The sequence below is a fragment of the Streptomyces sp. NPDC005141 genome (genome assembly GCF_053599975.1).
Genome location: NZ_JBSFYW010000036.1, coordinates 1 through 21,690, shown reverse-complemented (window position 1 = coordinate 21,690; position 21,690 = coordinate 1). Strand labels below are relative to the sequence as shown.

The following is a 21,690-nucleotide window of genomic DNA, read 5'->3' as shown; positions in this document are numbered from 1 at the left end:
CATGAGCACCTTGGGAGCCGTCCAGAGCGGCCGGCTGTTCCACGAGACCTTCCAGAACGGCTTCTCCGCCACCGGCCCGGACGCCGCCTGGCACACCCAGGACGCCGCGGGCGTCCCGGGCGGCGACGGAGTCGCCCACGCGTCCGCGCTCGGTCTCGCCGTGGTGCCCACCGGCGTCAACCCGCGCACCGGCGCCCCCGCCTTCGTCTCGACGACCGGCCAGCAGGCGGACGGGGGCGAGGGCACCCGGGACCACGTCAAGTGGACGGCCATGCCGAACCGTACGGCCGCGACCGGACTGCCCGGCTTCGACGTCCCCGCGACCGGCGCCCTCGTCTGCACCACCACCCTCGCGGTGTCCACCTACGGCACGGAGGACCACCCGTTCGGAGCGGCGGTCACCGACGCGCAGGCCGATCCCCGGCTGGCCTGCGGCTCGATGATCACGGCGGACGTGGAGAGCGCGTCGATATTCGGATTCTTCGTCACCAACACCCAGGTGTACGCGAACTACGAGCGGCTCCGCATACCCGGAACCACCTACGCGGCGTACACGTACGCCGTGCCCGTCGCCGAACGGGCGCCCGGAGACGTCGACATGCTGCGGATCACGCTGGACCGCGCACGCTCCACGGTCACCTGGGAGGTGAACGGCCGGGAGGTTCTCTCGGTCGACCGGATCGGACACCCGGTCCTGGACCGGGCGCACCAGCTGCTCGACCACGCGGGAGAGCCGGAGGACGTCTCCCCGCGCCAACTGATCACCGGCATCGGCATGTTCACCCTGCTCGACGGAGCCCTGGACGCCGACGGCACCGGCCTGGTGCGCATCGACTCGGCGCCCGCCCATTACGTCAACCCGCGGTCCGGTGCGCCCTGGCCGCAGAAGTTCCTCGACGAACAGAGCATCTCCGCCAACCGCCTGTGGGGCCAGGGCGTCGCGCTGAACGTGCGTGACGTCTCGGTCACCGCCGTCTGAGTCCGGGCCCCCGGCCTCAGCGGTCCTGACAACTCCGCCATCCCCCCATTCAGTAGTAAAGGAATTCGTTGTGAATGCAGTAACGCCCGCGAAGGCGGGCCGCCGTGAGTGGATCGGTCTGGTAGTCCTCTGCCTGCCGGCCCTGCTCACGACCATGGACCTGACACTGCTGTTCATGGCCGTCCCCAAGCTGACGGCCGACCTGGACCCGAGCAGCAGCCAGCTGCTGTGGGCCAGCGACATCTACGGCTTCCTGATCGCCGGCTTCCTGATCACCATGGGCACCCTCGGCGAGCGCATCGGGCGCCGCAGGCTGCTCCTGATCGGAGCCGTGCTCTTCGGAGTCGCCTCGGTGCTCACGGCGGAGGCCAACAGCCCCGAGATGCTCATCGCCGCCCGAGCCCTGCTCGGCGTCTCGGCCGCCACCCTCGCCCCGTCGACCCTGTCGCTGCTGCGCGTCATGTTCCGGGACGAGAAGGAGAGCACGACCGCGGTCACCATCTGGACCACGTCGTTCATGGTCGGCGGAATCGTCGGACCGATCGCCGGTGGACTTCTGCTGGACCACTTCTGGTGGGGCGCGCCCTTCCTGCTGGCCGTCCCGGTCATGGTCCTGCTGCTGATCGCCGGACCGCTCCTGCTGCCCGAGTACAAGGACCCGGCCGGCGGCCGTGTCGACCTGCTGAGCCTGGTCATGTCGCTGGCCGCGATCCTGCCCGCGGTCTATGGCATCAAGGAGCTGGCCCGCGACGGATTCGAGATCTTGCCCGCGCTGAGCCTCGTGATCGGCCTGGCCTTCGGTGTGGCCTTCGTGCTGCGCCAGCGCGGCCTGTCCGCCCCGCTCATGGACATCACGCTGTTCTCCCGCGCCGCCTTCTCGGTCTCGGTCGGCACCCTGCTGCTGACCACCGGCCTGATGATGGGCATCCAGTACCTGCTGGCCACCTACATGCAGGTCGTGCTCGGCATGTCGCCGGCCGAAGCGGGTCTGTGGCAGCTCCCGGTCATCATCCCCGGCATCATCGCCGCGATCGTCGGTACCGGCGTCTCCCAGAAGATCGGTACACCGCCCGTGCTGATCGCCGGTCTGCTGGTCGGCTCGGTCGGCTTCGGCGTGCTGACGCAGATCGACGGCAACTCCGGCACGGCGCTGGTGGTCGTCTCGTCCGCGATCATGTTCATCGGTCTCGCCCCGGTGATGGCGCTCGGGATCGGCACCATCGTCCAGGCGGCCCCCGTCGAGCGGGCCGGCGCCGCGTCCGCACTGGCCTCCACCACCAACGAACTGGGCGGCGCGGTCGGCATCGCCCTCGTCGGCAGCCTGGCGACCGCGATCTACGGCTCCACCCTCGACGACAACCTGCCCTCCGGTGTCACCGGAGCGGCGCACGAGGCGGCGCGCAACAGCGTCTCCGAGGCCGCCGCCGTGGCCGGCGAACTCCCCGGCCGGGTCGGCGGCGAGCTGAGCGCGGCCGCCCACGACGCCTTCGCCCACGGTATGGAGATCGCCTCCTTCGTCTCCATCGGCGTACTCCTCGCGATGGCCGCCCTGGTCGCCGTGCTGCTGCGCAGGGCGCTTCCCGCGCCGTCGGTCCAGCCCGAGCCGCAGCCGGTCGGCATCACCGAGGAGACCGTGCCCACCGGCGCCCAGAACTAGGAACCAGGACCTGTCCGGCGGATCCCGCCGGAGCCCGCGGGGCTCGGTACGCGCATCCGAGCGTCGGCGTCTCGCCGAGCCCCGCCCACCCGGTGCCGATCCGGCACCGCCGGTCCGGTCCGCCGGACAGGCCCCCGAACCACTCGCCCCCCGGCATGCCGGGAACGACAAGGAGGTTCCTCGCATGACGAGGATCAGTGTCAAGGACCAGTACTACACACTGGTCAACATCTTCGAGACGTCCCCGGAGCACCAGCACCGGCTGATCGACATCTGGCAGAGTCTCGGCGCCGCCGACGAGCGGACCGGACTCGTGTCCGTCAACGCGCACCTCAGCCACGACGGCAACTCCGTCATCAGCTACATACAGTGGCGTGACAAGGCCGCCTGGGAGAACATCCTCGTCGACCCGGGCCGTCAGGAGCGTTTCAAGGAGGTCCTGACCTTCGCGACGTTCGACAGCATCCACTGCGAGGTCGTCTTCACCCAGCGGAACCCGAAGCTGGACGATCCGACCATCGAGATCTCGGAGCAGCAGGACGTCTTCACCGTCATCGAGGTGGCCCGCACCCGGTCGAAGTCCCAGCAGGAGAAGCTGCTCGAGGCGGTGGCACAGCCCGACGCGGGGCTCGACGCGACGCCGGGCTACATATCCCACAGCGTGCACCGGGACTTCGAGGGCGAGTCCGTCGTCAGCTACTCGCAGTGGCAGAGCGAGGACGCCTACCGGGCCTTCCGCGCCGCGCAGGGCGCCGAGCCCGCCGCGCTGGACGGCATCGACGTACGCGAGTACACGCTGAAGATCGCCTACGTCACCGAGGCGACCAAGGTCTGAGGGCCTGACGGTCCCCGACCCGCGGTCCGACACGCGTCGGCCGTACGACACAGACCCTCCCGCACGCGCCCCGCGCACCGCCCGCCCCGAGCGAGCGAGCGCCGGGTGCGTCCGGGAGCCCCCCACCCGCAAACGACCTCTGAGGGAGGAGGTGACACCCATGACCGACGCCGCACTGAGCGCCGCTCTGGACGAGGTCCTCGCCACGTTCTCGGCCGAGAACGAGCTGACCGAGAGCGAGTTCGAGCTCGCCCTGGGCAACGAGACCTGGTAGCCCACTGTCTCCACATCGCCGGCCCTCGCTGTTCCGCAGCGGGGGCCGGCCTTTTCCACTCAGAACTAGGAGCGCGCCGTGACCTCTGATGCCGTGGCACCCCGTCACGCCTGGCTGCAGGATCCGACCCTCGCATGGCGTCCCGCCGCACGCGGCGTGGTGCTCTGCGCCCGACCCCACGACCTCGCCGACTGTCTGGGCCCGAACGCCGCCGAAGCGGCGGTGGACATAGGGCCGCCCGGCGTCGGCTACGACCATCTCTGCGGAATCCAGGAGCTGTTGGCCGTCCTGCTGCCCGCGGTGCGCGGCGCCCTGCCCGAGGTGCTGGAGCGGCACGCCGAAGTCGTCGGCCTGCTCACGCGGCCGGAGGGTCCGGACGACGAGGGGACCGGGCGCCGGGGCCGGTTCGTGCCCGTGTCCGAGACTGCGTCGCTCGGAACCACCCGGCGCATCAGCCGGGAATCCCACATCACCGCCGGCTGGATCGACCGCGCGGCCCGTTTCCTCGTCGACGCGCTGCCCGCACTGGGCGACGAACTCGTCCTCGTCCCGCGGGCCTTCGACCACTGGGACCGCATCTCCGTACGCATCCTGTACCGGACCGTTCTGATCGCGGACCAGCGGGGGCAGGGCATCACCGTCCGGGGACTGCTGAGGGACGGCGGCACCTTGTTCCTCGAGCGGCTCTCCCGGCTGCGTGCCGTCCGTGTCTGCGCGACCCTGCCGCCGGCGCCGGACGCCCCCCGCGGTGCTCCCGGCCTCGCGGTCGAGGCCTGGCGTTCCGGGGGCCCCGCCAGCCCGCTGCGTGCCATCGGTGACGCGATCGCCCTGCAGAACTTCGAGCGGGCCGACCTCCTGATCGCCGCTCACCTGGAAGCCGTCGGCGCCGAGGGCGGCAGGGCCGACGACCTGGCCGACCTGATCAGGCTGCAGGCCATCTCGGAAGCGCAGACCGGGCGGATCGACACCGCCGTGGCGAAGCTGGAGCAGTCACTGGACCTGGCGGAGAAGCCGGAGCTCAGGGCCCATCTGAACTACCTCATCGCGCTTCTCGTCACCAAGCGCAAGGACGACACGCAGACGGCGCGCGCCTACTACCTCCGAGGGCTGGAGTGCATCGACGCACTCGACACGCCGGGCGTGGACGCGCAGGTGGAGAAGGCGTGGATCCTCAACGGCCTGGCGCTCGCCGCGGCCATCGACGCTCGGGGGACCGAGGACACCGAACGCCGCGACGCGTTGTTCAAGGAAGCGTTCGAGCTGGAATTCGACGCGTTCCGGATGGTGCGCGAGATGCCGGGGGACAGCGCCTTCTACCTGCGCTACAACCTGAGCCACAACCTGGCCTTCCTGCTCCAGATCACCGGCCGGCACCGGCAGGCGGAGGACTTCCTGCGGTCCGTGTCGGCGACGATGCTCGGCACCGGCAGGCCCGAGTTCTTCGTGCCGCACCACTACGCGATCGCCGTGCTGCAGCTGCGCAGGGGCAGTCACGACGAGGCCTCGGCCTCCTTCGGGGCGGCCGTCCGTGTCGCCGGGGACCTGCGCGACCCCTTCCATCTGGAGAAGCTGTTCGCCGCCGCCGGGTACACGGACCTGCGGCGGGGCGATCACGCGGGCGCCGCCCGGCACTACCGCGACGCGGCCCGGACCGCCCGCCGGCTCTGCGACGAGCAGGCGTTCGCCCAGGACCTGGCGGGGCTGCTGTGGGCGCTGACCCTGGGCGGATCCCGCTGGGACCGGCACACCCTGACGGCGGCCCGGATCTGGTACCCGGAGGCGGCCGGTGCGTACGACCGGGGCGTCGGCGGCGACGAGCTGGCCGAGGCCCTGACGCAGGCGGGCGCGGAGATCGCTCCCCCCTCCTCCAAACTGCCCTCCTACCTGGCCGCCGTCGACCTGGAGGGCCTGCCCGACCGGGACCTCAACCGCTTCCTGGCGGGCATCACGGCCCGTGAGAACCCGAGCCGGCTGCTGGGGGAGGGGGCGCCGAGTGCTTCCGACGAGGTGAACTCCGCTGTGGCAGAGGACGTTTCCGGCACGGCGAGTGCGGTGCCGAGGGGCGCACCGGACCCGGCGGAGGCAGCGGCGGCAGGTGGCCGGCGATGAGTATCCTTCCGCGGCTGACGAGTCCTCAGGCCGACGCGCTGGCGGACCGTTTCCTGGACCACTGCCGTGCGGCCGGGGTCCTGGATCCGGATGCGCCCGCAGTGTCCTGGCCGGATTACCACTCCTTCCGCGCGCACCTGGTCTCCTCCTTCCAGGTTCCGACCACGACGCTCACACCGCTCGCGGCACGCGTTCTGTACGGCCTGGCGGCGGCCCAACGGCCCGCCTCGGTAGCCACGTTGGGCTGCTTCGCGGGCAACCTCATGGCCTGGACCTCGGGTCCGGGCTTCGGTCTGGGGCCGCTCTATCCCGGCCGGCGGTCCCTGGGCCTGGACGTGGCCGCCGAGCCGGTGGCGCTCGCCTCGGACAATCTGCGGCGAGCGGGGTTCGCGCCGGGCGCCGAGGCCGTCGTGGGCGACGCCTTCGACGCCGCGGAGCACAGCGCGGGAGGACAGTGGGACCTGCTGCTCATCGACATCGACGTGCCGGGCTCGCGCAAGTCCGGATACGCCCGGCTGCTGGAGCGCTGGCTGCCCCATCTGGCGCCGGGCGCGCTGGTGATCGCCCATGACGTCTGCCACCCGGTGTTCGCCTGGGACCTGCGCGACTACGCCGCGTTCACCAAGGACCACGGGGCCGTCGCCACCACGACGCTGCCGGTGGACGCCTGCGGTTTCGAAGTCAGCCGCTGGCCGGAATGATCCGGCCCCTCCGCCCGCCGGCGCGGAGATGATCCCGCCGCGCGTGCCGTGTGCCGTGTGTCACGTGCCGCGGCCCGCGGCGGCCGGCGGCCCGCCCCCGGTGCCGGGACGATCCGGCTCCGGCGGCGCACCGGAATCAATTCGGCGGAAACAATTCCGCAATCTCCGCGGCGTCACCTCACAAAGATCTGACGAAACTTCGCACAGTCATGACGAGGTTCCCCCCGAATCTCCTTGAACCGGCCGGTCAGTTCTAGTGATTATTGAGTTGTCTTCGAGCGGCAGTCCCATCGGACGCCGGATGCCGGACGCCTTACCCGACGGTCATGGATTCCCGAATGGAGTCGTCATGCCGTCAGCACCGTGAATGCAGAACTTTGGATATTTCCCGAGGATGACCGAGGAGAGTGGCATGGACGCCGAAGTCATAGTCGTGGGAGCCGGTCCCGCAGGACTGATGCTCGCCGGCGAATTGCGGCTCGCCGGAGTGGATGTCGTCCTTCTGGAGCGACTGGCCGAACGCACGGGTGAGTCACGCGGACTGGGATTCACCGCGAGGACGATGGAGGTGTTCGCCCAGCGGGGACTGCTCTCCCGATTCGGGGAGATCGAGGTCAGCGATTTCGGGCACTTCGGTGGCCTGCCCGTCGACTTCAGCATCCTCGACGGCGCTCACCAGGCGGCGAAGACCGTGCCGCAGTCCCACACCGAGACCGTGCTGGAGCAGTGGGTCACCGACCTCGGCACGGACATCCGCCGCAGCCATGAGGTGGTCTCCGTCAAGGACGACGGCGACAGCACCCTCGTGGAGGTCCGCGGCCCCGACGGCGTGCACGAGCTGCGCGCGCAGTACCTCGTCGGCTGCGACGGCGGGCGCAGCAAGGTCCGCAAGGCCGTCGGCTTCGACTTCCCCGGCACGGCTTCCACGCTGGAGATGTACCTGGCCGACGTACGGGGGCTCGATCTCGAGCCGCGCATGATCGGCGAGACCCTGCCCGGCGGCATGGTGATGGTCGGTCATCTGCCCGGCGGCATCACCCGCCTGATCGTCTGCGAGCGGGGCACGCCCCCGCAGCGGCGCACCGAGGCCCCGGCCTACGAGGAGGTGGCGGCGGCCTGGAAGCGGCTCACCGGCGTCGACATCTCGCACGGCGAGCCAGTGTGGGTCAGCGCGTTCGGTGACGCCACCCGCCAGGCGACCCGGTACCGCGACGGGCGTGTCCTGCTCGCGGGGGACTCCGCGCACATCCACCTGCCCGCCGGCGGCCAGGGCATGAACACGAGCATCCAGGACGCCGTCAACCTGGGCTGGAAGCTTGCGGCCGTGGTCCAGGGCCGGGCGCCGGAGGCGCTGCTGGACACGTACCACGACGAGCGCCACCCGGTCGGCCGGCGCCTGCTGATGAACACCAGGGCCCAGGGTCTGCTCTTCCTCAGCGGAGGGGAGGTCCAGCCGGTCCGCGACGTGCTCTCCGAGCTCATCGCCTACCCGGAGGTGTCCCGTCACCTGGCCGGCATGGTGAGCGGCCTGGAGATCCGTTACGACGTCGGCTCCGGCGCGCACCCCCTGCTCGGCCGGCGCATGCCGCGGCTGGAACTGGCGACGGCCTCGACCTCGCAGCGCGTCAGCAGCTTCGACCTGCTCAACCCGGGCCGTGGCGTGCTGCTCGACCTGGAGGACACCGCCGTCCTGCGCGAGCGGGCACAGCCGTGGGCCGACCGCGTGGACATCGTGACGGCGGCACCGGTCGGCCTGTCCGCCGAGAGCCCGCTGACGGGCACGGCCGCGATCCTCGTCCGCCCGGACGGCTACGTCGCCTGGGCCGCCCCCGGCAGTCACCACGACCTCCCCATGGCGCTGGAGCGCTGGTTCGGCCCCTCCCGGGCGGGCCGGCAGCGCTGACCGCCTTTCGATACGCACTCCGGGGCCGTTCCGGCTCCACCGGACCTGCTCGCCGTGAAGGAGAAGAAAAAGAGCATGCATAGCACACTGATTGTCGCCCGGATGGAACCCGGTGCGCGTTATGACGTCGCCAGGCTCTTCAAGGAGTTCGACGGAACAGAAATGCCGCACATCATGGGAACCCGGCGGCGCCAGCTGTTCCAGTACAAGGGTCTCTACTTCCACCTCCAGGAATTCGATACCGACAACGGTGGCGAGATCATCGAAGAGGCGAAAACAGATCCGCGCTTCGTGCGGATAAGCGAGGACCTCAAGCCGTACATCCAGGCGTACGACCCCGCCACATGGCGTTCGCCCGCCGATGCCATGGCCAAGTCCTTCTACCACTGGGAAGCGTCCTCGTGACCGGCCGTCGTGTTGCCATCACCGGAATCGGAGTCCTCGCGCCGGGCGGTATAGGCGCCAAGAACTTCTGGAATCTGCTCAGCGAAGGGCGGACGTCGACGAGGGGCATCACCTTCTTCGATCCCTCCCCCTTCCGGTCACGTGTCGCCGCGGAGATCGACTTCGACCCCGAGGAACACGGGCTGAGCCCGCAGGAGATCCGCCGCATGGACCGTGCCGCCCAGCTCGCCGTCGTGGCGACCCGGGAGGCCGTCGCCGACAGCGGCATCGACCTGGCCGAACTCGACCCGTACCGCACCGGAGTGACGATCGGCAGCGCGGTCGGCGCCACCACCGGGCTCGACCAGGAGTACCGCGTCGTCAGCGACGGCGGGCGGCTGGACCTCGTCGACCACCGCTACGCGGTGCCCCACCTCTACAACCACTTCGTGCCGAGCTCCTTCGCGGCCGAGGTCGCCTGGGCGGTGGGCGCCGAGGGTCCCTCGACGGTCGTCTCCACCGGCTGCACCTCCGGCCTCGACTCGGTCGGCCACGCCGTGGACATCATCCGGGAGGGCACCGCGGACGTCATGATCGCGGGCAGCTCGGACGCCCCGATCTCGCCGATCACCGTCGCCTGCTTCGACGCGATCAAGGCGACGACCTCACGCAACGACGACCCCGAGCACGCCTCCCGCCCCTTCGACGGAACCCGCAACGGCTTCGTCCTGGGCGAGGGTTCGGCGGTGTTCGTCCTGGAGGAGCTGGAGAGCGCCAAGCGCCGCGGAGCGCACATCTACGCGGAGATCGCCGGCTACGCCTCCCGCTGCAACGCCTTCCACATGACGGGTCTGCGCCCCGACGGCGCCGAGATGGCCGAGGCCATCGGTGTGGCCCTCGGCGAGGCGCGGGTGAACCCCGACGCGATCGACTACATCAACGCGCACGGCTCCGGCACCAAGCAGAACGACCGTCACGAGACCGCCGCGTTCAAGCGGGTCCTCGGCGACCACGCCTACCGGACGCCGGTCAGCTCGATCAAGTCGATGGTGGGCCACTCGCTCGGTGCGATCGGTTCCATCGAGATCGCGGCCTCCGCGCTGGCCATGGAGAACAACGTCGTTCCTCCCACGGCCAACCTGCACACCCCCGACCCCGAGTGCGACCTCGACTACGTGCCGATCACGGCGCGGGAGTGGCGCACCGACACGGTCCTGACCGTCGGCAGCGGGTTCGGCGGATTCCAGAGCGCCATGGTGCTGGCGCGACCCGACAGGAGCATCGCATGACGACCCCGGTAGTGGTCACGGGCCTGGGCATCGCCGCTCCCAACGGCCTGGGCACCAAGGACTTCTGGGCGGCCACGCTGCAGGGCGAGAGCGGCATCGGGCCGGTCACGCGCTTCACACCGGACCAGTACCCGGCGCGGCTGGCCGGTGAGGTGCCCGGCTTCGTCGCCGAGGATCATCTGCCGGGCCGGCTCCTGCCGCAGACGGACCGGATGACCCGGCTCGCGCTGGTCGCCACCGACTGGGCACTGGAGGACGCCGAGGTCACACCGAAGGAACTGAACGCCTACGACATGGGCGTGGTCACCGCCAGCTCCTCCGGGGGCTTCGAGTTCGGGCAGAACGAACTCCAGAAGCTCTGGAGCAAGGGCGGCCAGTTCGTCAGTGCCTACCAGTCGTTCGCCTGGTTCTACGCCGTCAACAGCGGCCAGATCTCGATCCGCAACGGCATGAAGGGCCCCAGCGGTGTCGTGGTCAGCGACCAGGCGGGCGGCCTCGACGCCCTGGCGCAGGCGCGGCGGCAGATCCGCAAGGGCACCCGCCTCATCGTCTCCGGCGGGATCGACGCCTCGATCTGCCCGTGGGGCTGGGTCGCCCAGCTCGCCAGCGAAAGGCTGAGCCAGAAGGACGACCCGGACCGCGCGTACGTACCCTTCGACCCGCTCGCCGCCGGGCACGTCCCGGGCGAGGGCGGCGCGATCCTCATCATGGAGGACCTCGCGGCGGCCCGCGCCCGTGGCGCCAGGGTCTACGGCGAGATCGCCGGCTACGGAGCCACCTTCGACCCCAAGCCCGGCAGCGACCGGCAGCCCGGCCTGCGCCAGGCGATCCGCTCCGCGCTCGACGACGCCGGTGTCGCACCCGCCGACATCGACGTGGTCTTCGCCGACGCGGCGGCCGTTCCCGAGCTCGACCGCGTCGAGGCCGAGGCCATCACCGAGGTCTTCGGGCCGCGCGGTGTCCCCGTGACGGCGCCCAAGACGATGACCGGCCGGCTCTACTCGGGCGCCGCGCCCCTGGATGTGGCGGCCGCTCTGCTGGCGATCCAGGACGGCCTCATCCCGGCCACGACGAACGTGGAGCTCGCCCCCGAGTACGACCTCGACCTGGTGACCGGATCCCCGCGTACGGCATCCGTACGTGCCGCGCTGGTGATCGCCCGCGGCTACGGCGGCTTCAACTCCGCGGTGGTCGTGCGCGCCGCGGCCTGACCCGCCGCCCACGCCACCGGACCCCGAACAGCACACAGACCCTTAGCACTGGAGGAACACACCATGTCCGACCGGATATTCACTCTCGACGACCTGCGCCGCATCCTGCTGGAGAGCGCGGGCGCGGAAGAAGGCATTGACCTGTACGGCGACATCGCCGACAGCGACTTCGAGCAGCTGGGCTACGAGTCCCTCGCGCTCCTGGAGACCGGTGGCCGCATCGAGCGCGAGTTCGGCGTCAGCCTCGACGACGTCAACCTCTCCGACATCACCACTCCGCGGGCCCTCGTCGCGGCCGTCAACGACCTCCTCTCGGTCGACATCGCCGCCTGACCCAGACTCGGCCCGACCCCGCGTCGGGCCGACCGAGCGGGCCGGGACGGATCCCCCCTCCGGCCCGGCCCGCTTCGACCCCGGCCCCGACCACCCACGGGCCCGCCTTCCTTCGCAACCCTCCCCGCACAAGGAGACGCACATGACAGAGCAGAACGGCCGGGTCGCCCTGATCACCGGCGCCACGAGCGGAATCGGCCTCGCCATCGCCCGCCTCCTCGGCAGCGCGCAGCACAAGGTGTTCATCGGGGCGCGCAACGCCGAGAACGTGACGGAGACGGTGAAGCTGCTCCAGAGCGAGGGCGTCGACGCCGACGGCACCACCCTCGACGTGCGCTCCACGGACTCGGCGCGTGCCTTCGTCCAGGCCGCCGTCGACCGCTTCGGCACCGTCGACATCCTGGTGAACAACGCCGGCCGCAGCGGCGGCGGTGTCACGGCCGACCTCGACGAGGAGCTGTGGGACGACGTCGTCGACACCAACCTCAACAGCGTCTTCCGCCTCACCAGCGCGGTCCTCAACACCGGTGGCCTGCGCCACAAGGAGTGGGGCCGCATCATCAACATCGCGTCCACCGCGGGCAAGCAGGGTGTCGTCCTCGGAGCCCCGTACTCCGCGTCGAAGCACGGCGTGGTCGGCTTCACCAAGGCCCTCGGCAACGAGCTGGCCCCCACCGGGATCACCGTCAACGCCGTGTGCCCCGGGTACGTCGAGACGCCGATGGCGCAGCGGGTGCGGGCGGGTTACGCGGCCGCGTACGACGCCACGGAGGAAGTGATCCTGGAGAAGTTCCAGTCCAAGATCCCGCTGGGCCGCTACTCCACCCCGGAGGAGGTCGCCGGCCTGGTCGGCTACCTGGCCTCCGACACGGCCGCCTCCATCACCTCCCAGGCGCTGAACGTCTGCGGCGGCCTGGGCAACTTCTGAGCCCGTCCGCCACACCCCGTCCGCCGAACACGCACTCATTCCAAGGAGCCTGAGCATGTCGCAGCCCGGCCTGCGCGAGGTGGAGCACGAGATCACGGTCTCGGCTCCGGCCGCTGCCGTCTACCGTCTGATCGCCGAGGTCGAGAACTGGCCGCGCATCTTCCCGCCGACCATCTACGTCGACCACCTGGACCGCGAGGGGAACACCGAACGCATCCGGATCTGGGCCACGGCCAACGGTGAGGCGAAGAACTGGACCTCCCGCCGTGTCCTGGACCCGGACACCCTGCGGATCGAGTTCCGCCAGGAGGTCTCCACGCCGCCGGTGGCCGCCATGGGCGGCACCTGGATCATCGAGCCGCTCGACGGCGACACGTCCCGGATCCGGCTGCTGCACGACTACCGCGCCGTCGACGACGACCCGGACGGCCTGAGGTGGATCGACGAGGCGGTCGACCGCAACTCGCGCTCCGAACTGGCGGCGCTGAAGACCAACGTCGAACTGGCCCACGCCGCCGAGGAGGTGACGTTCTCCTTCGAGGACACCGTCCGTATCGACGGCTCGGCCAAGGACGCCTATGACTTCATCAACGAGGCGCACCTCTGGCAGGAGCGCCTGCCCCACGTCGCCTCCGTCCGTCTCGACGAGGACGTGCCGGGTCTGCAGACCCTGGAGATGGAGACCCGCGCCAAGGACGGGTCCACGCATCTGACCAAGTCGTACCGGGTGTGCTTCGAGGGCCGGAAGATCTCCTACAAGCAGGTGACCCTGCCCGCCCTGATGACGCTGCACACCGGCTACTGGACCTTCACCCAGGACGCCGACGGCGCCACGGCGTCCTCCCAGCACACCGTCGTCCTCAACACCGGGAACATCACCAAGATCCTCGGCCCGGACGCCGGTGTCGCCGAGGCGCGCGAGTACGTCCGCACCGCGCTGAGCACCAACAGCCGGGCCACGCTGGGGTACGCCAAGGCCCACGCCGAGGCGCGCTGACCATGTCCCGCACTCTGCGCACCCAGGTACTGGTGGTCGGGGCCGGCCCGGCGGGCCTCATGCTCGCCGGCGAACTGCGGCTCGGCGGCGCCGAGGTGCTGGTCGCGGAGCGGCTGGACACCCCCACCACCGAGTCACGGGCCTCGACCCTGCACGCCAGGACCATGGAGACCCTCGACGCCCGGGGCCTGCTGGAGAGGTTCGGCACTCCGCCGAACGAGCCCATGGGCCACTTCGGCGGCATCCCGCTCGACCTGACACTGCCCGGCACCCACCCGGGTCAGTGGAAGGTCCTGCAGGCGGAGGTCGAGCGGGTCCTGCAGGAGTGGAGCACCGGCCTGGGTGCTGTGGTGCTGCGCGGCCACGAGCTGCGCGGGCTGACGACCGCCGACGACCACGTCGTGGCCGAGGTGTCGGGCCCCGACGGGCCGCTGAGCATCCGCGCCGAGTATGTCGTCGGATGCGACGGGGAGCAGAGCGCCGTACGACGGCTGGCGGGGTTCGACTTCGCCGGAGCGGACGCCGAGCGGGAGTTGCTGCGGGCCGACGTGGCGGGCATCGACATCCCCGGCAGGCGCTTCCAGCGGCTGCCGCTGGGGCTGGCGATCGCGGCTCGCCGGCCCGACGGCGTCACCCGTGTCATGGTGCACGAGTTCGGCAGCCCCGCCCACCCCCGCACCACCGAGCCCGACTTCGCCGAGATCGCAGCTGTCTGGCGCCGGGTCACCGACGAGGAGATCGGCCACGGCACCCCGCTGTGGGTCAACTCCTTCGGTGACGCCTCACGTCAGGCGACCGAGTACCGCAGGGCACGCGTCCTGCTGGCCGGGGACGCCGCGCACCGGCAGATGCCCATCGGGGGCCAGGCCCTCAACCTGGCACTCCAGGACGCGGTCAACCTCGGCTGGAAGCTGGCCGCGCGGGTGACCGGCCGGGCCGGCGAGGACCTGCTGGACTCGTACCACGGCGAACGCCACCCCGTCGGGCGACGGGTCCTGAGCAACATCCGGACCCAGGCGCGGCTGCTGCTGGGCGGCGAGGAAGTGGAGGCCGTCCGCGAGGTGTTCGCGGAACTGGTCCTGCTGCCGCCCGCCCGGGCCCACCTGGCCTCGATGATCGCGGGACTCGACATCTCCTACGACCTCACCGACACCGACACCGACGGCAGCGGCAGCGGCAGCACAGACCACCGCACCGGCCACCCGCTGCTCGGCAGGCGCTTCCCGCCGCTGACCCTGAAGACACCGGACGGGCCCGGCACGGTGGCCGAGCTGCTGCGGGCCGGCCGCGGTGTTCTGCTCGACCTCTCCGGGGACGCCGGGCTCGGGGAGGAGTGGTCCGCCGCGCTCCGGCCCTGGGCCGAGCAGGTGTCCCTCGTGACGGCCCGGCTCCGCAAGGGCGACGACGGCGGGGACCTCGCCGACACCACCGCCGTCCTGCTGCGCCCGGACGGCTACGTCGCCTGGACTTCCACGTCCGGCACCTCGGGACTGCCGACAGCCCTGCACCGCTGGTTCGGCACACCACCCGGCGCCGACCCCGACACCGCGGCCGGAACGCGCACCACCGCACCCGCACCACTGACCGAGGCACCCGCCACAACCGCCGACAACGGCAACCACAGGAGGACCACGATGGGAACGCTCACCGGGAAGACCGCACTGGTCACGGGATCGAGCCGAGGCATAGGCCGGGCGACGGCCCTGCGCCTCGCCGGCGAGGGGGCACTCGTCGCCGTCCACTACACCAGCAACCAGGAGGCGGCCGACGACGTCGTCCGCACGATCGAGAAGGAGGGCGGCCGCGCCTTCGCCGTCCAGGCCGAACTCGGCGTCCCGGGCGACGTCCACGAGCTGTTCCTCGGACTGGAGCAGGGGCTCAAGGAGCGCACCGGCGCCACCGAGCTGAACATTCTGGTCAACAACGCCGGTGTGATGGGTGGCGTATCTCCGGAGGAGACCACCCCCGAGCTGTTCGACCGGGTCATCGCGGTCAACGCCAAGGCGCCGTTCTTCATCATCCAGCGCGCGCTGTCGATCATGCCCGACGGCGGTCGCATCATCAACATCTCCACGGGCCTCACCAAGACCGCCAACCCCCAGGAGATCGCGTACGCGATGAGCAAGGGCGCCGTCGAGATGCTCGCGCTGCACTTCGCCAAGCACCTCGGCCCGCGCGGCATCACGATCAACAGCGTCGCGCCGGGCATCACCCGCAACGGCAACCCGGTCTTCGACATCCCCGAGGTCGTCGAGCAGATGGCGCAGCTGTCGGTGTTCAACCGGGTCGGCGAACCGCGGGACGTCGGCGACATCGTCGCCCTGCTCGCGTCCGACGACGCCCGCTGGATCACCGGCGCCTTCATCGACGCCAGCGGGGGCACCCTCGTCGGCTGAGCGCGCGAGCCGACGGGAACGGGACGAGACGGGGGGACAGGACGATGAGACCGACGACCGTGCGACAGGTCGCCGAGCGGCCCGAAGCGGGCGACGGCGGGACCGGCCGATGGAGCCCGCGCCAGTGGGCGCTGCTGCTCGTGCTGGCCGGCAACATGCTCATCGACGCCCTGGAGGTGTCGGTGGCCGTGGTCGCCCTGCCGTCGATCGGCGGGGACCTGGGGGCGGGCCCGACCTCACTGCAGTGGGTCATGAGCGGCTTCGCCGTGGGCTTCGGTGCCGTGATCCTGTTCGGCACCCGGCTCGTGGAACGGCTGGGACGGCGCCGGGTGTACCTCGCGGCCGTCACCGTCTTCGCCGTCGCCTCGCTGGCCGGGGCACTGGCCGGCGCCGCCTGGTTCCTGATCGTCACACGGGTGGTCAAGGGTGTGTGCGCGGCGCTCACCGCCCCCACCGGACTGGCGATCATCACCAGCACGTTCCCGGAGGGCCCCGCCCGCAACCGCGCCGTCTCGGTGTACAGCCTCTTCGGTGCGAGCGGCTTCTCCCTCGGACTCGTCCTCTCGGGGCTGCTCACCGAGGTCAGCTGGCGCTGGACGTTCGCCTTCCCCGCGCCCGTCGCCACGGTGCTGCTCCTGGTCGGGCTGCGCCTCGTACCGGAGCAACGCGGCAGGAGCCGGGCGGACGGCGGCCGTTCGTACGAGCTGCCGACCGCGCTCGGCCTGCCCGCCGCGCTGCTGGCGCTGGTGTACGGGATCGGAAACGTGTCCGGACACGGCTGGAGCGCTCCCGGGACCCTTGCCGCGTTCGCACTCGCCGCCGGGCTGTGTGTCCTGGTCGTGCTCCGGGAGCGGCGGGCCGAGCATCCGCTGCTGCCTCTGCGGGTGCTGTCCCAACCGGCCCTGAGGCGTTCCGCGTTCGGCGCCGCGGCGCTGAACGGGTCGTACCTGGGGCTGCTGTTCGTCGTCACCTTCCAACTGCAGACCCTGCTGGGGTGGTCACCGGCCAGGACGGGACTGGCGCTGCTGCCCGCGGCCCTGCCGCTGGCACTCACCGCCGCGTACTCCGGGCGGATGGTCCAGCGATTCGGAGCGGCCCGGCTGATCGCCGTGGGCTATCTGGCCCCTCCGCTCGGCTACGCCCTGTACCTGCGGGCGTCGGTGCCCACGCGGTACGCGACCGATGTGCTGCCCACATTGCTGCTCCTCGGCGCGGCCTTCGTCCTGTGCTTCGCCGCGCTGCACATGCAGGCCCTGACCGCGGCTCCGAAGGCCGAGCCCGGTATCGCGAGCGGCGTGTACCAGACGGCCGTTCAGTTCGGCGCCGCGCTGATGCTGGCCCTCGTGGCCGCCTTGATGTCGGCGTACCGCCCGGGGCCGGGCGCGTCCTCCGCGGACGTCCTGGCCGGCTACCACCCGGCGCTCCTGCTCATCACCGCAGTAGGCATCGCGGGGCTGGCCGTCTCGGTCACTGGCGTCCTGCCACGGCGTACTTCCCTACCGAGCACGTCATGACGAACCGAAGGGAGGACCTGGCGTTGTCCTCACATTCCGTGTTGCACGGCACCGGGTCCTCCCCGCATCGTGAGGAGACCGGCTCGGGCGGCCGCGTCGCCGTCGACCTCTGGCTGGTGGACCACCCCGTGCCGCACGGCACGGGACGCAGGCTCGCCGTGGACGAACTCGACGCCCAGGAGCGTGCCCGTGCCGCGTCCCTGTCGCGACCCCGGGACGCCCTGCTCTACACCGCCGCCCACATCGCGCTGCGCAGAGTCCTCGCGGCCGCCCTCGGGCTCGCGCCGCAGGACGTGACGTATGTCCGTGAACCCTGCCCGGGATGCGGTGGACCGCACGGCCGGCCCGCCCTGCGACCCGCCTCCGGAGTCCGCGACGACGAACCCGCCGTCCACTTCTCGCTGTCCCACAGCAGCGGGAAGGCTCTGGTGGCCGTGGCCACGGCACCGGTCGGAGTGGACATCCAGCGGATGCCCTCGGCGGAGACCACGGAAGTCTGCACCGGCCTGCTGCACCCGGGCGAGCGCGCCGAACTCGACGGGCTGCCGCCCGGCCGGCGCGGCGCCGCCTTCGGACAGTTGTGGGCCCGTAAGGAGGCCTACCTCAAGGGCCTCGGCACCGGCCTCGAACGCCCGCTGCACGCCGACTACTTGGGCTCGCCGCACCGCGACCCCTGGCTCAGACCCCCGCACTGGACGGTCCTCGACCTGCCCTGCGGCCCCGCACACGGAGCCGCGGTCGCCGTTCTGGGCACCCCCGCCGGCCCCTGCACGGTCCGCCCGCTACCCGCGGAGTGGCTGTACGACGGCGACGCCGCCCACGTCCTGGCGCAGATCGCGCCCCTGACCACGGCCGCTCGCGTGAAGGAGACACTGACATGACCACCACCGCCTTCGTCTTCCCGGGCCAGGGCTCACAGCGCGTCGGCATGGGCCGGGACCTCGTCACCCGATGGCCCGATCTGCTCGACACCTACTACCGGCCCGCCGACGAGCTCCTCGGACTCCCGCTCACCGAGCTGTGCCGGCAGGGCCCGGCCGAGGCGCTCGCCGACACGGCGATCACCCAGCCCGCCATCCTGCTGACCAGCGTCGCCACCCTCGACGTCCTGACGCGCTACGGCATCCGCCCCGCCCTGGTGGCGGGACACAGCCTGGGCGAGTACGCGGCGCTGGTCGCCGCCGGTGTCCTGGACTGGCGTGACGCCCTGCGCCTGGTCCGGCTGCGCGGCCGGCTCATGGCCGCCGTCAACGAGCGGGTGCCCGGCAGGATGGCCGCGGTGATGGGCCTGGACCTGCGGACCGTCGAAAGCCTCTGCACCGCCGTCCGGGAGACGACCGGCCAGGTCGTCGAGGTCGCCAACGACAACGAATTCGCCCAGACGGTCGTGTCGGGGCAGGCCGAAGCGGTGGACGAACTGATCACGTCGGCGCGGGCCGCGGGGGCCACACGCGCCCTCGCGCTGAACGTCGGCGCGCCCTTCCACAGCAGCCTCATGGCACCGGTGGAGGAGGAGTTCACCGAGGCCCTGCTGCGCACCGAGTTCCGTGACCCGGCCGTCCCGGTGATCTCCGCGGTGACGGCCGCGCCCCTCACCAGCGCGGGGGAGGTCGTGGACACCCTGCGGCGCCAGCTGACGGGCCGGGTGCGCTGGACCGAGACCGTGACACGCATCGCCGACGAAGGGACGGACCGGATCCTCGAAGTGGGCCCCGGCAAGGTCCTCTCCGGTCTGTGCCGCCGCATCGCACCTGCCGTGCCCGCGCACCCCACCCACGACGTGAACCACGTCCTCTCGGCCCTGGAGCTCTTCGCCGAGGCCGACGACACCGTCCACGCCGTCTGATCGCCACGCCACCACACGTCAAGGAGGGGAAACCATGCCCGCCACCGGGAACACCATCCAGGAACGCCTGGACGAACTGGAGGCCATCAAGGAGTCGGTCCTGGCGGGACCGGACCCCGCGGCCACCGAGCGCCAGCACGACAAGGGAAAACTGACCGCCCGGGAACGCGTCGAACTGCTGCTGGACAAAGGCTCGTTCAACGAGGTCGAGCCCCTGCGCCGGCACCGCGCCACCGGTTTCGGCCTGGAGGCCAGGAAGCCGTACACGGACGGTGTGGTCACCGGCTGGGGAACGGTCGACGGCCGGACCGTGTTCGTCTACGCGCACGACTTCCGCATCTTCGGCGGCGCCCTGGGCGAGGCGCACGCCCAGAAGATCCACAAGATCCTGGACATGGCCGAGGCCGCCGGCGCCCCTGTCGTGAGCCTCAACGACGGTGCCGGGGCCCGCATCCAGGAGGGCGTCACCGCGCTCGCCGGCTACGGCGGCATCTTCCAGCGCAACACCCGGGCCTCCGGCGTCATCCCGCAGATCAGCGTCATGCTCGGCCCGTGCGCGGGCGGCGCGGCGTACTCGCCCGCGCTGACCGACTTCGTCTTCATGGTCCGCGACACCTCGCAGATGTTCATCACGGGACCGGACGTGGTCAAGGCCGTGACCGGCGAGGAGATCACCCAGAACGGCCTCGGCGGTGCGGACGTGCACGCCGCGACGAGCGGCGTCGCGCACTTCGCGTACGACGACGAGGAGAGCTGCCTGGAGGACGTGCGCCATCTGCTCGGGATGCTCCCGTCCAACAACCGTGAGACGGCGCCGGTCGAGACGACCGGAGACCCGGCGGACCGGAGCACGGACGCCCTGCTCGACCTGGTGCCGGCCGACGCCAACCGTTCGTACGACGTCCGGGCCGTCATCGAGGAGATCGTCGACGACGGCGAGTACTTCGAGGTGCACGCCACCTGGGCGCCCAACATCGTCGTGGCGTTCGTCCGGCTGGACGGACACGTCGTGGGCGTGGTGGCCAACCAGCCCGCCTCCATGGCCGGGGTGCTCGACATCGAGTCGTCGGAGAAGGCGGCCCGGTTCGTCCAGCTGTGCGACGCGTTCAACATCCCCCTGGTCACGCTGGTCGACGTCCCCGGCTTCCTGCCCGGCGTCGACCAGGAGCACAACGGCATCATCCGGCGCGGCGCCAAACTGCTCTACGCGTATTGCAACGCCACCGTGCCGCGCATCTCCCTGATCCTGCGCAAGGCGTACGGCGGCGCCTACATCGTCATGGACTCCCGTTCCATCGGCGCCGATCTGGCCCTCGCCTGGCCCACCAACGAGATCGCGGTCATGGGCGCGGAAGGTGCCGCCAATGTCATCTTCCGCCGGGAGATCAACGCCTCCGACGAGCCGGACGCGGTCCGGCAGCGCAAGATCGAGGAATACCAGTCGGAGCTCATGCATCCCTACTACGCCGCCGAACGCGGCCTGATCGACGACGTCATCGACCCGCGGCAGACGCGAACGGTGCTGATCAGGTCCTTGGCGATGCTCCGCACCAAGCATGCCGAACTGCCCGCCCGCAAGCACGGGAATCCGCCGCAATGAGGAGTGTTCCGATGACCACCGCCCCCTTCGCAGCCGCCGAACCGCTCTTCCGCGTCGAAAAGGGCTCCGTCGGCCCCGCCGAACTCGCCGCTCTCACCGCTGTGCTGCTTCACCGCGCCGCGCACGACGTTTGCGCCGACGAGGGCCGGCCGCCGGCTCCGCGCTGGAGCAGGGCGGGTACCCGACCTGCGGCGGGCAGCCCTGTGAGCTGGCGATCGGCGCCCGTACGGGGCGCCGCCCACCTGCCCCGACAGGGCTGACCGCTCTTCGGCAGGGTTGCGGCAGCACTGACAGAGGTTGGCAGAGTTTCCGCGTTTCGAGCCCGCCTTCCACCGACCCTCGACCAACCTTCGACAGACTTTTTAGACCGAGCTTCAAGCGAGCAAAGGATGGATCATCGTGCGCAAGGTGCTCATCGCCAACCGCGGTGAGATCGCTGTCCGCGTGGCCCGGGCGTGCCGGGATGCCGGGATCGCGAGCGTCGCCGTGTATGCCGACCCGGACCGGGACGCCCTGCATGTCCACGCCGCGGACGAGGCGTTCGCGCTGGGCGGGGACACTCCGGCCGGCAGTTACCTGGACGCCGAGAAGGTGCTACGGGCCGCACGCGAGTCCGGGGCCGACGCGATCCACCCCGGTTACGGCTTTCTTTCGGAGAACGCGGACTTCGCGCAGGCCGTTCTCGACGCGGGGCTGATCTGGATCGGTCCGCCGCCGCAGGCGATCCGGGACCT

19 protein-coding genes are annotated in these 21,690 nt (G+C 71.0%); all 19 read left to right on the top strand.

The window, feature by feature from the left end; genetic code table 11:
• Position 1 precedes the first annotated feature (1 nt).
• Complete coding sequence (locus ACWD68_RS25665; protein WP_451808802.1) at positions 2–979, top strand: DUF6081 family protein; 978 nt, start codon at positions 2–4, stop codon at positions 977–979.
• Between the two features lie 70 nt (positions 980–1,049).
• Positions 1,050–2,636, top strand: a complete 1,587-nt coding sequence (locus ACWD68_RS25660; protein WP_451808801.1) for an MFS transporter — start codon at positions 1,050–1,052, stop codon at positions 2,634–2,636.
• A gap of 184 nt (positions 2,637–2,820) precedes the next feature.
• Positions 2,821–3,471 carry an antibiotic biosynthesis monooxygenase family protein gene (locus ACWD68_RS25655; RefSeq protein WP_451808800.1) on the top strand — a complete coding sequence of 217 codons (651 nt, stop codon included), beginning with the start codon at positions 2,821–2,823 and terminating at the stop codon, positions 3,469–3,471.
• A 352-nt stretch (positions 3,472–3,823) separates the two neighbouring features.
• Entirely contained in the window at positions 3,824–5,854 is a 2,031-nt protein-coding gene (locus ACWD68_RS25650; RefSeq protein WP_451808799.1) for a hypothetical protein, read from the top strand.
• Positions 5,851–6,555 carry an O-methyltransferase gene (locus ACWD68_RS25645; RefSeq protein WP_451808798.1) on the top strand — a complete coding sequence of 235 codons (705 nt, stop codon included), beginning with the start codon at positions 5,851–5,853 and terminating at the stop codon, positions 6,553–6,555. The genes ACWD68_RS25650 and ACWD68_RS25645 overlap by 4 nt, the downstream gene beginning before the upstream one ends.
• A 412-nt stretch (positions 6,556–6,967) precedes the next feature.
• Entirely contained in the window at positions 6,968–8,458 is a 1,491-nt protein-coding gene (locus tag ACWD68_RS25640; protein WP_451808797.1) for an FAD-dependent monooxygenase, read from the top strand.
• A 75-nt stretch (positions 8,459–8,533) separates the two neighbouring features.
• Complete coding sequence (locus tag ACWD68_RS25635; RefSeq protein WP_351550544.1) at positions 8,534–8,863, top strand: TcmI family type II polyketide cyclase; 330 nt, start codon at positions 8,534–8,536, stop codon at positions 8,861–8,863.
• The gene (locus tag ACWD68_RS25630; protein WP_451808796.1) at positions 8,860–10,131 is read left to right on the top strand and encodes a beta-ketoacyl-[acyl-carrier-protein] synthase family protein; all 1,272 of its coding nucleotides are present in this window, start codon (positions 8,860–8,862) and stop codon (positions 10,129–10,131) included. The genes ACWD68_RS25635 and ACWD68_RS25630 overlap by 4 nt, the downstream gene beginning before the upstream one ends.
• Positions 10,128–11,342, top strand: coding sequence for a ketosynthase chain-length factor (locus tag ACWD68_RS25625; protein WP_451808795.1), 1,215 nt, complete (start codon positions 10,128–10,130; stop codon positions 11,340–11,342). Before ACWD68_RS25630 ends, ACWD68_RS25625 begins: the two co-directional genes overlap by 4 nt.
• A gap of 63 nt (positions 11,343–11,405) precedes the next feature.
• Entirely contained in the window at positions 11,406–11,675 is a 270-nt protein-coding gene (locus tag ACWD68_RS25620; RefSeq protein ID WP_451808794.1) for an acyl carrier protein, read from the top strand.
• A 142-nt stretch (positions 11,676–11,817) separates the two neighbouring features.
• Entirely contained in the window at positions 11,818–12,603 is a 786-nt protein-coding gene (gene fabG, locus ACWD68_RS25615; protein WP_451808793.1) for a 3-oxoacyl-ACP reductase FabG, read from the top strand.
• 55 nt (positions 12,604–12,658) lie between these two features.
• Complete coding sequence (locus ACWD68_RS25610) at positions 12,659–13,600, top strand: aromatase/cyclase (RefSeq protein ID WP_451808792.1); 942 nt, start codon at positions 12,659–12,661, stop codon at positions 13,598–13,600.
• A gap of 2 nt (positions 13,601–13,602) precedes the next feature.
• Positions 13,603–15,996, top strand: coding sequence for an SDR family oxidoreductase (locus tag ACWD68_RS25605; protein ID WP_451808791.1), 2,394 nt, complete (start codon positions 13,603–13,605; stop codon positions 15,994–15,996).
• 44 nt (positions 15,997–16,040) lie between these two features.
• Complete coding sequence (locus ACWD68_RS25600; RefSeq protein WP_451808790.1) at positions 16,041–17,510, top strand: MFS transporter; 1,470 nt, start codon at positions 16,041–16,043, stop codon at positions 17,508–17,510.
• Positions 17,507–18,391, top strand: a complete 885-nt coding sequence (locus ACWD68_RS25595; protein ID WP_451808789.1) for a 4'-phosphopantetheinyl transferase family protein — start codon at positions 17,507–17,509, stop codon at positions 18,389–18,391. Before ACWD68_RS25600 ends, ACWD68_RS25595 begins: the two co-directional genes overlap by 4 nt.
• Positions 18,388–19,356 carry an ACP S-malonyltransferase gene (fabD, locus tag ACWD68_RS25590; protein WP_451808788.1) on the top strand — a complete coding sequence of 323 codons (969 nt, stop codon included), beginning with the start codon at positions 18,388–18,390 and terminating at the stop codon, positions 19,354–19,356. Before ACWD68_RS25595 ends, fabD begins: the two co-directional genes overlap by 4 nt.
• Positions 19,357–19,390: 34 nt before the next feature.
• Positions 19,391–20,956: an acyl-CoA carboxylase subunit beta gene (locus ACWD68_RS25585; protein ID WP_451808787.1), complete on the top strand. Its 1,566-nt coding sequence runs from the start codon at positions 19,391–19,393 to the stop codon at positions 20,954–20,956.
• An 11-nt stretch (positions 20,957–20,967) separates the two neighbouring features.
• Positions 20,968–21,216 (top strand): acyl-CoA carboxylase subunit epsilon, encoded by a 249-nt coding sequence (locus ACWD68_RS25580; protein WP_451808786.1) that lies wholly within the window; start codon positions 20,968–20,970, stop codon positions 21,214–21,216.
• Positions 21,217–21,355: 139 nt separating this feature from the next.
• The coding region (locus tag ACWD68_RS25575) for a biotin carboxylase N-terminal domain-containing protein (protein WP_356466584.1) at positions 21,356–21,690 on the top strand (335 nt) is incomplete at its 3' end.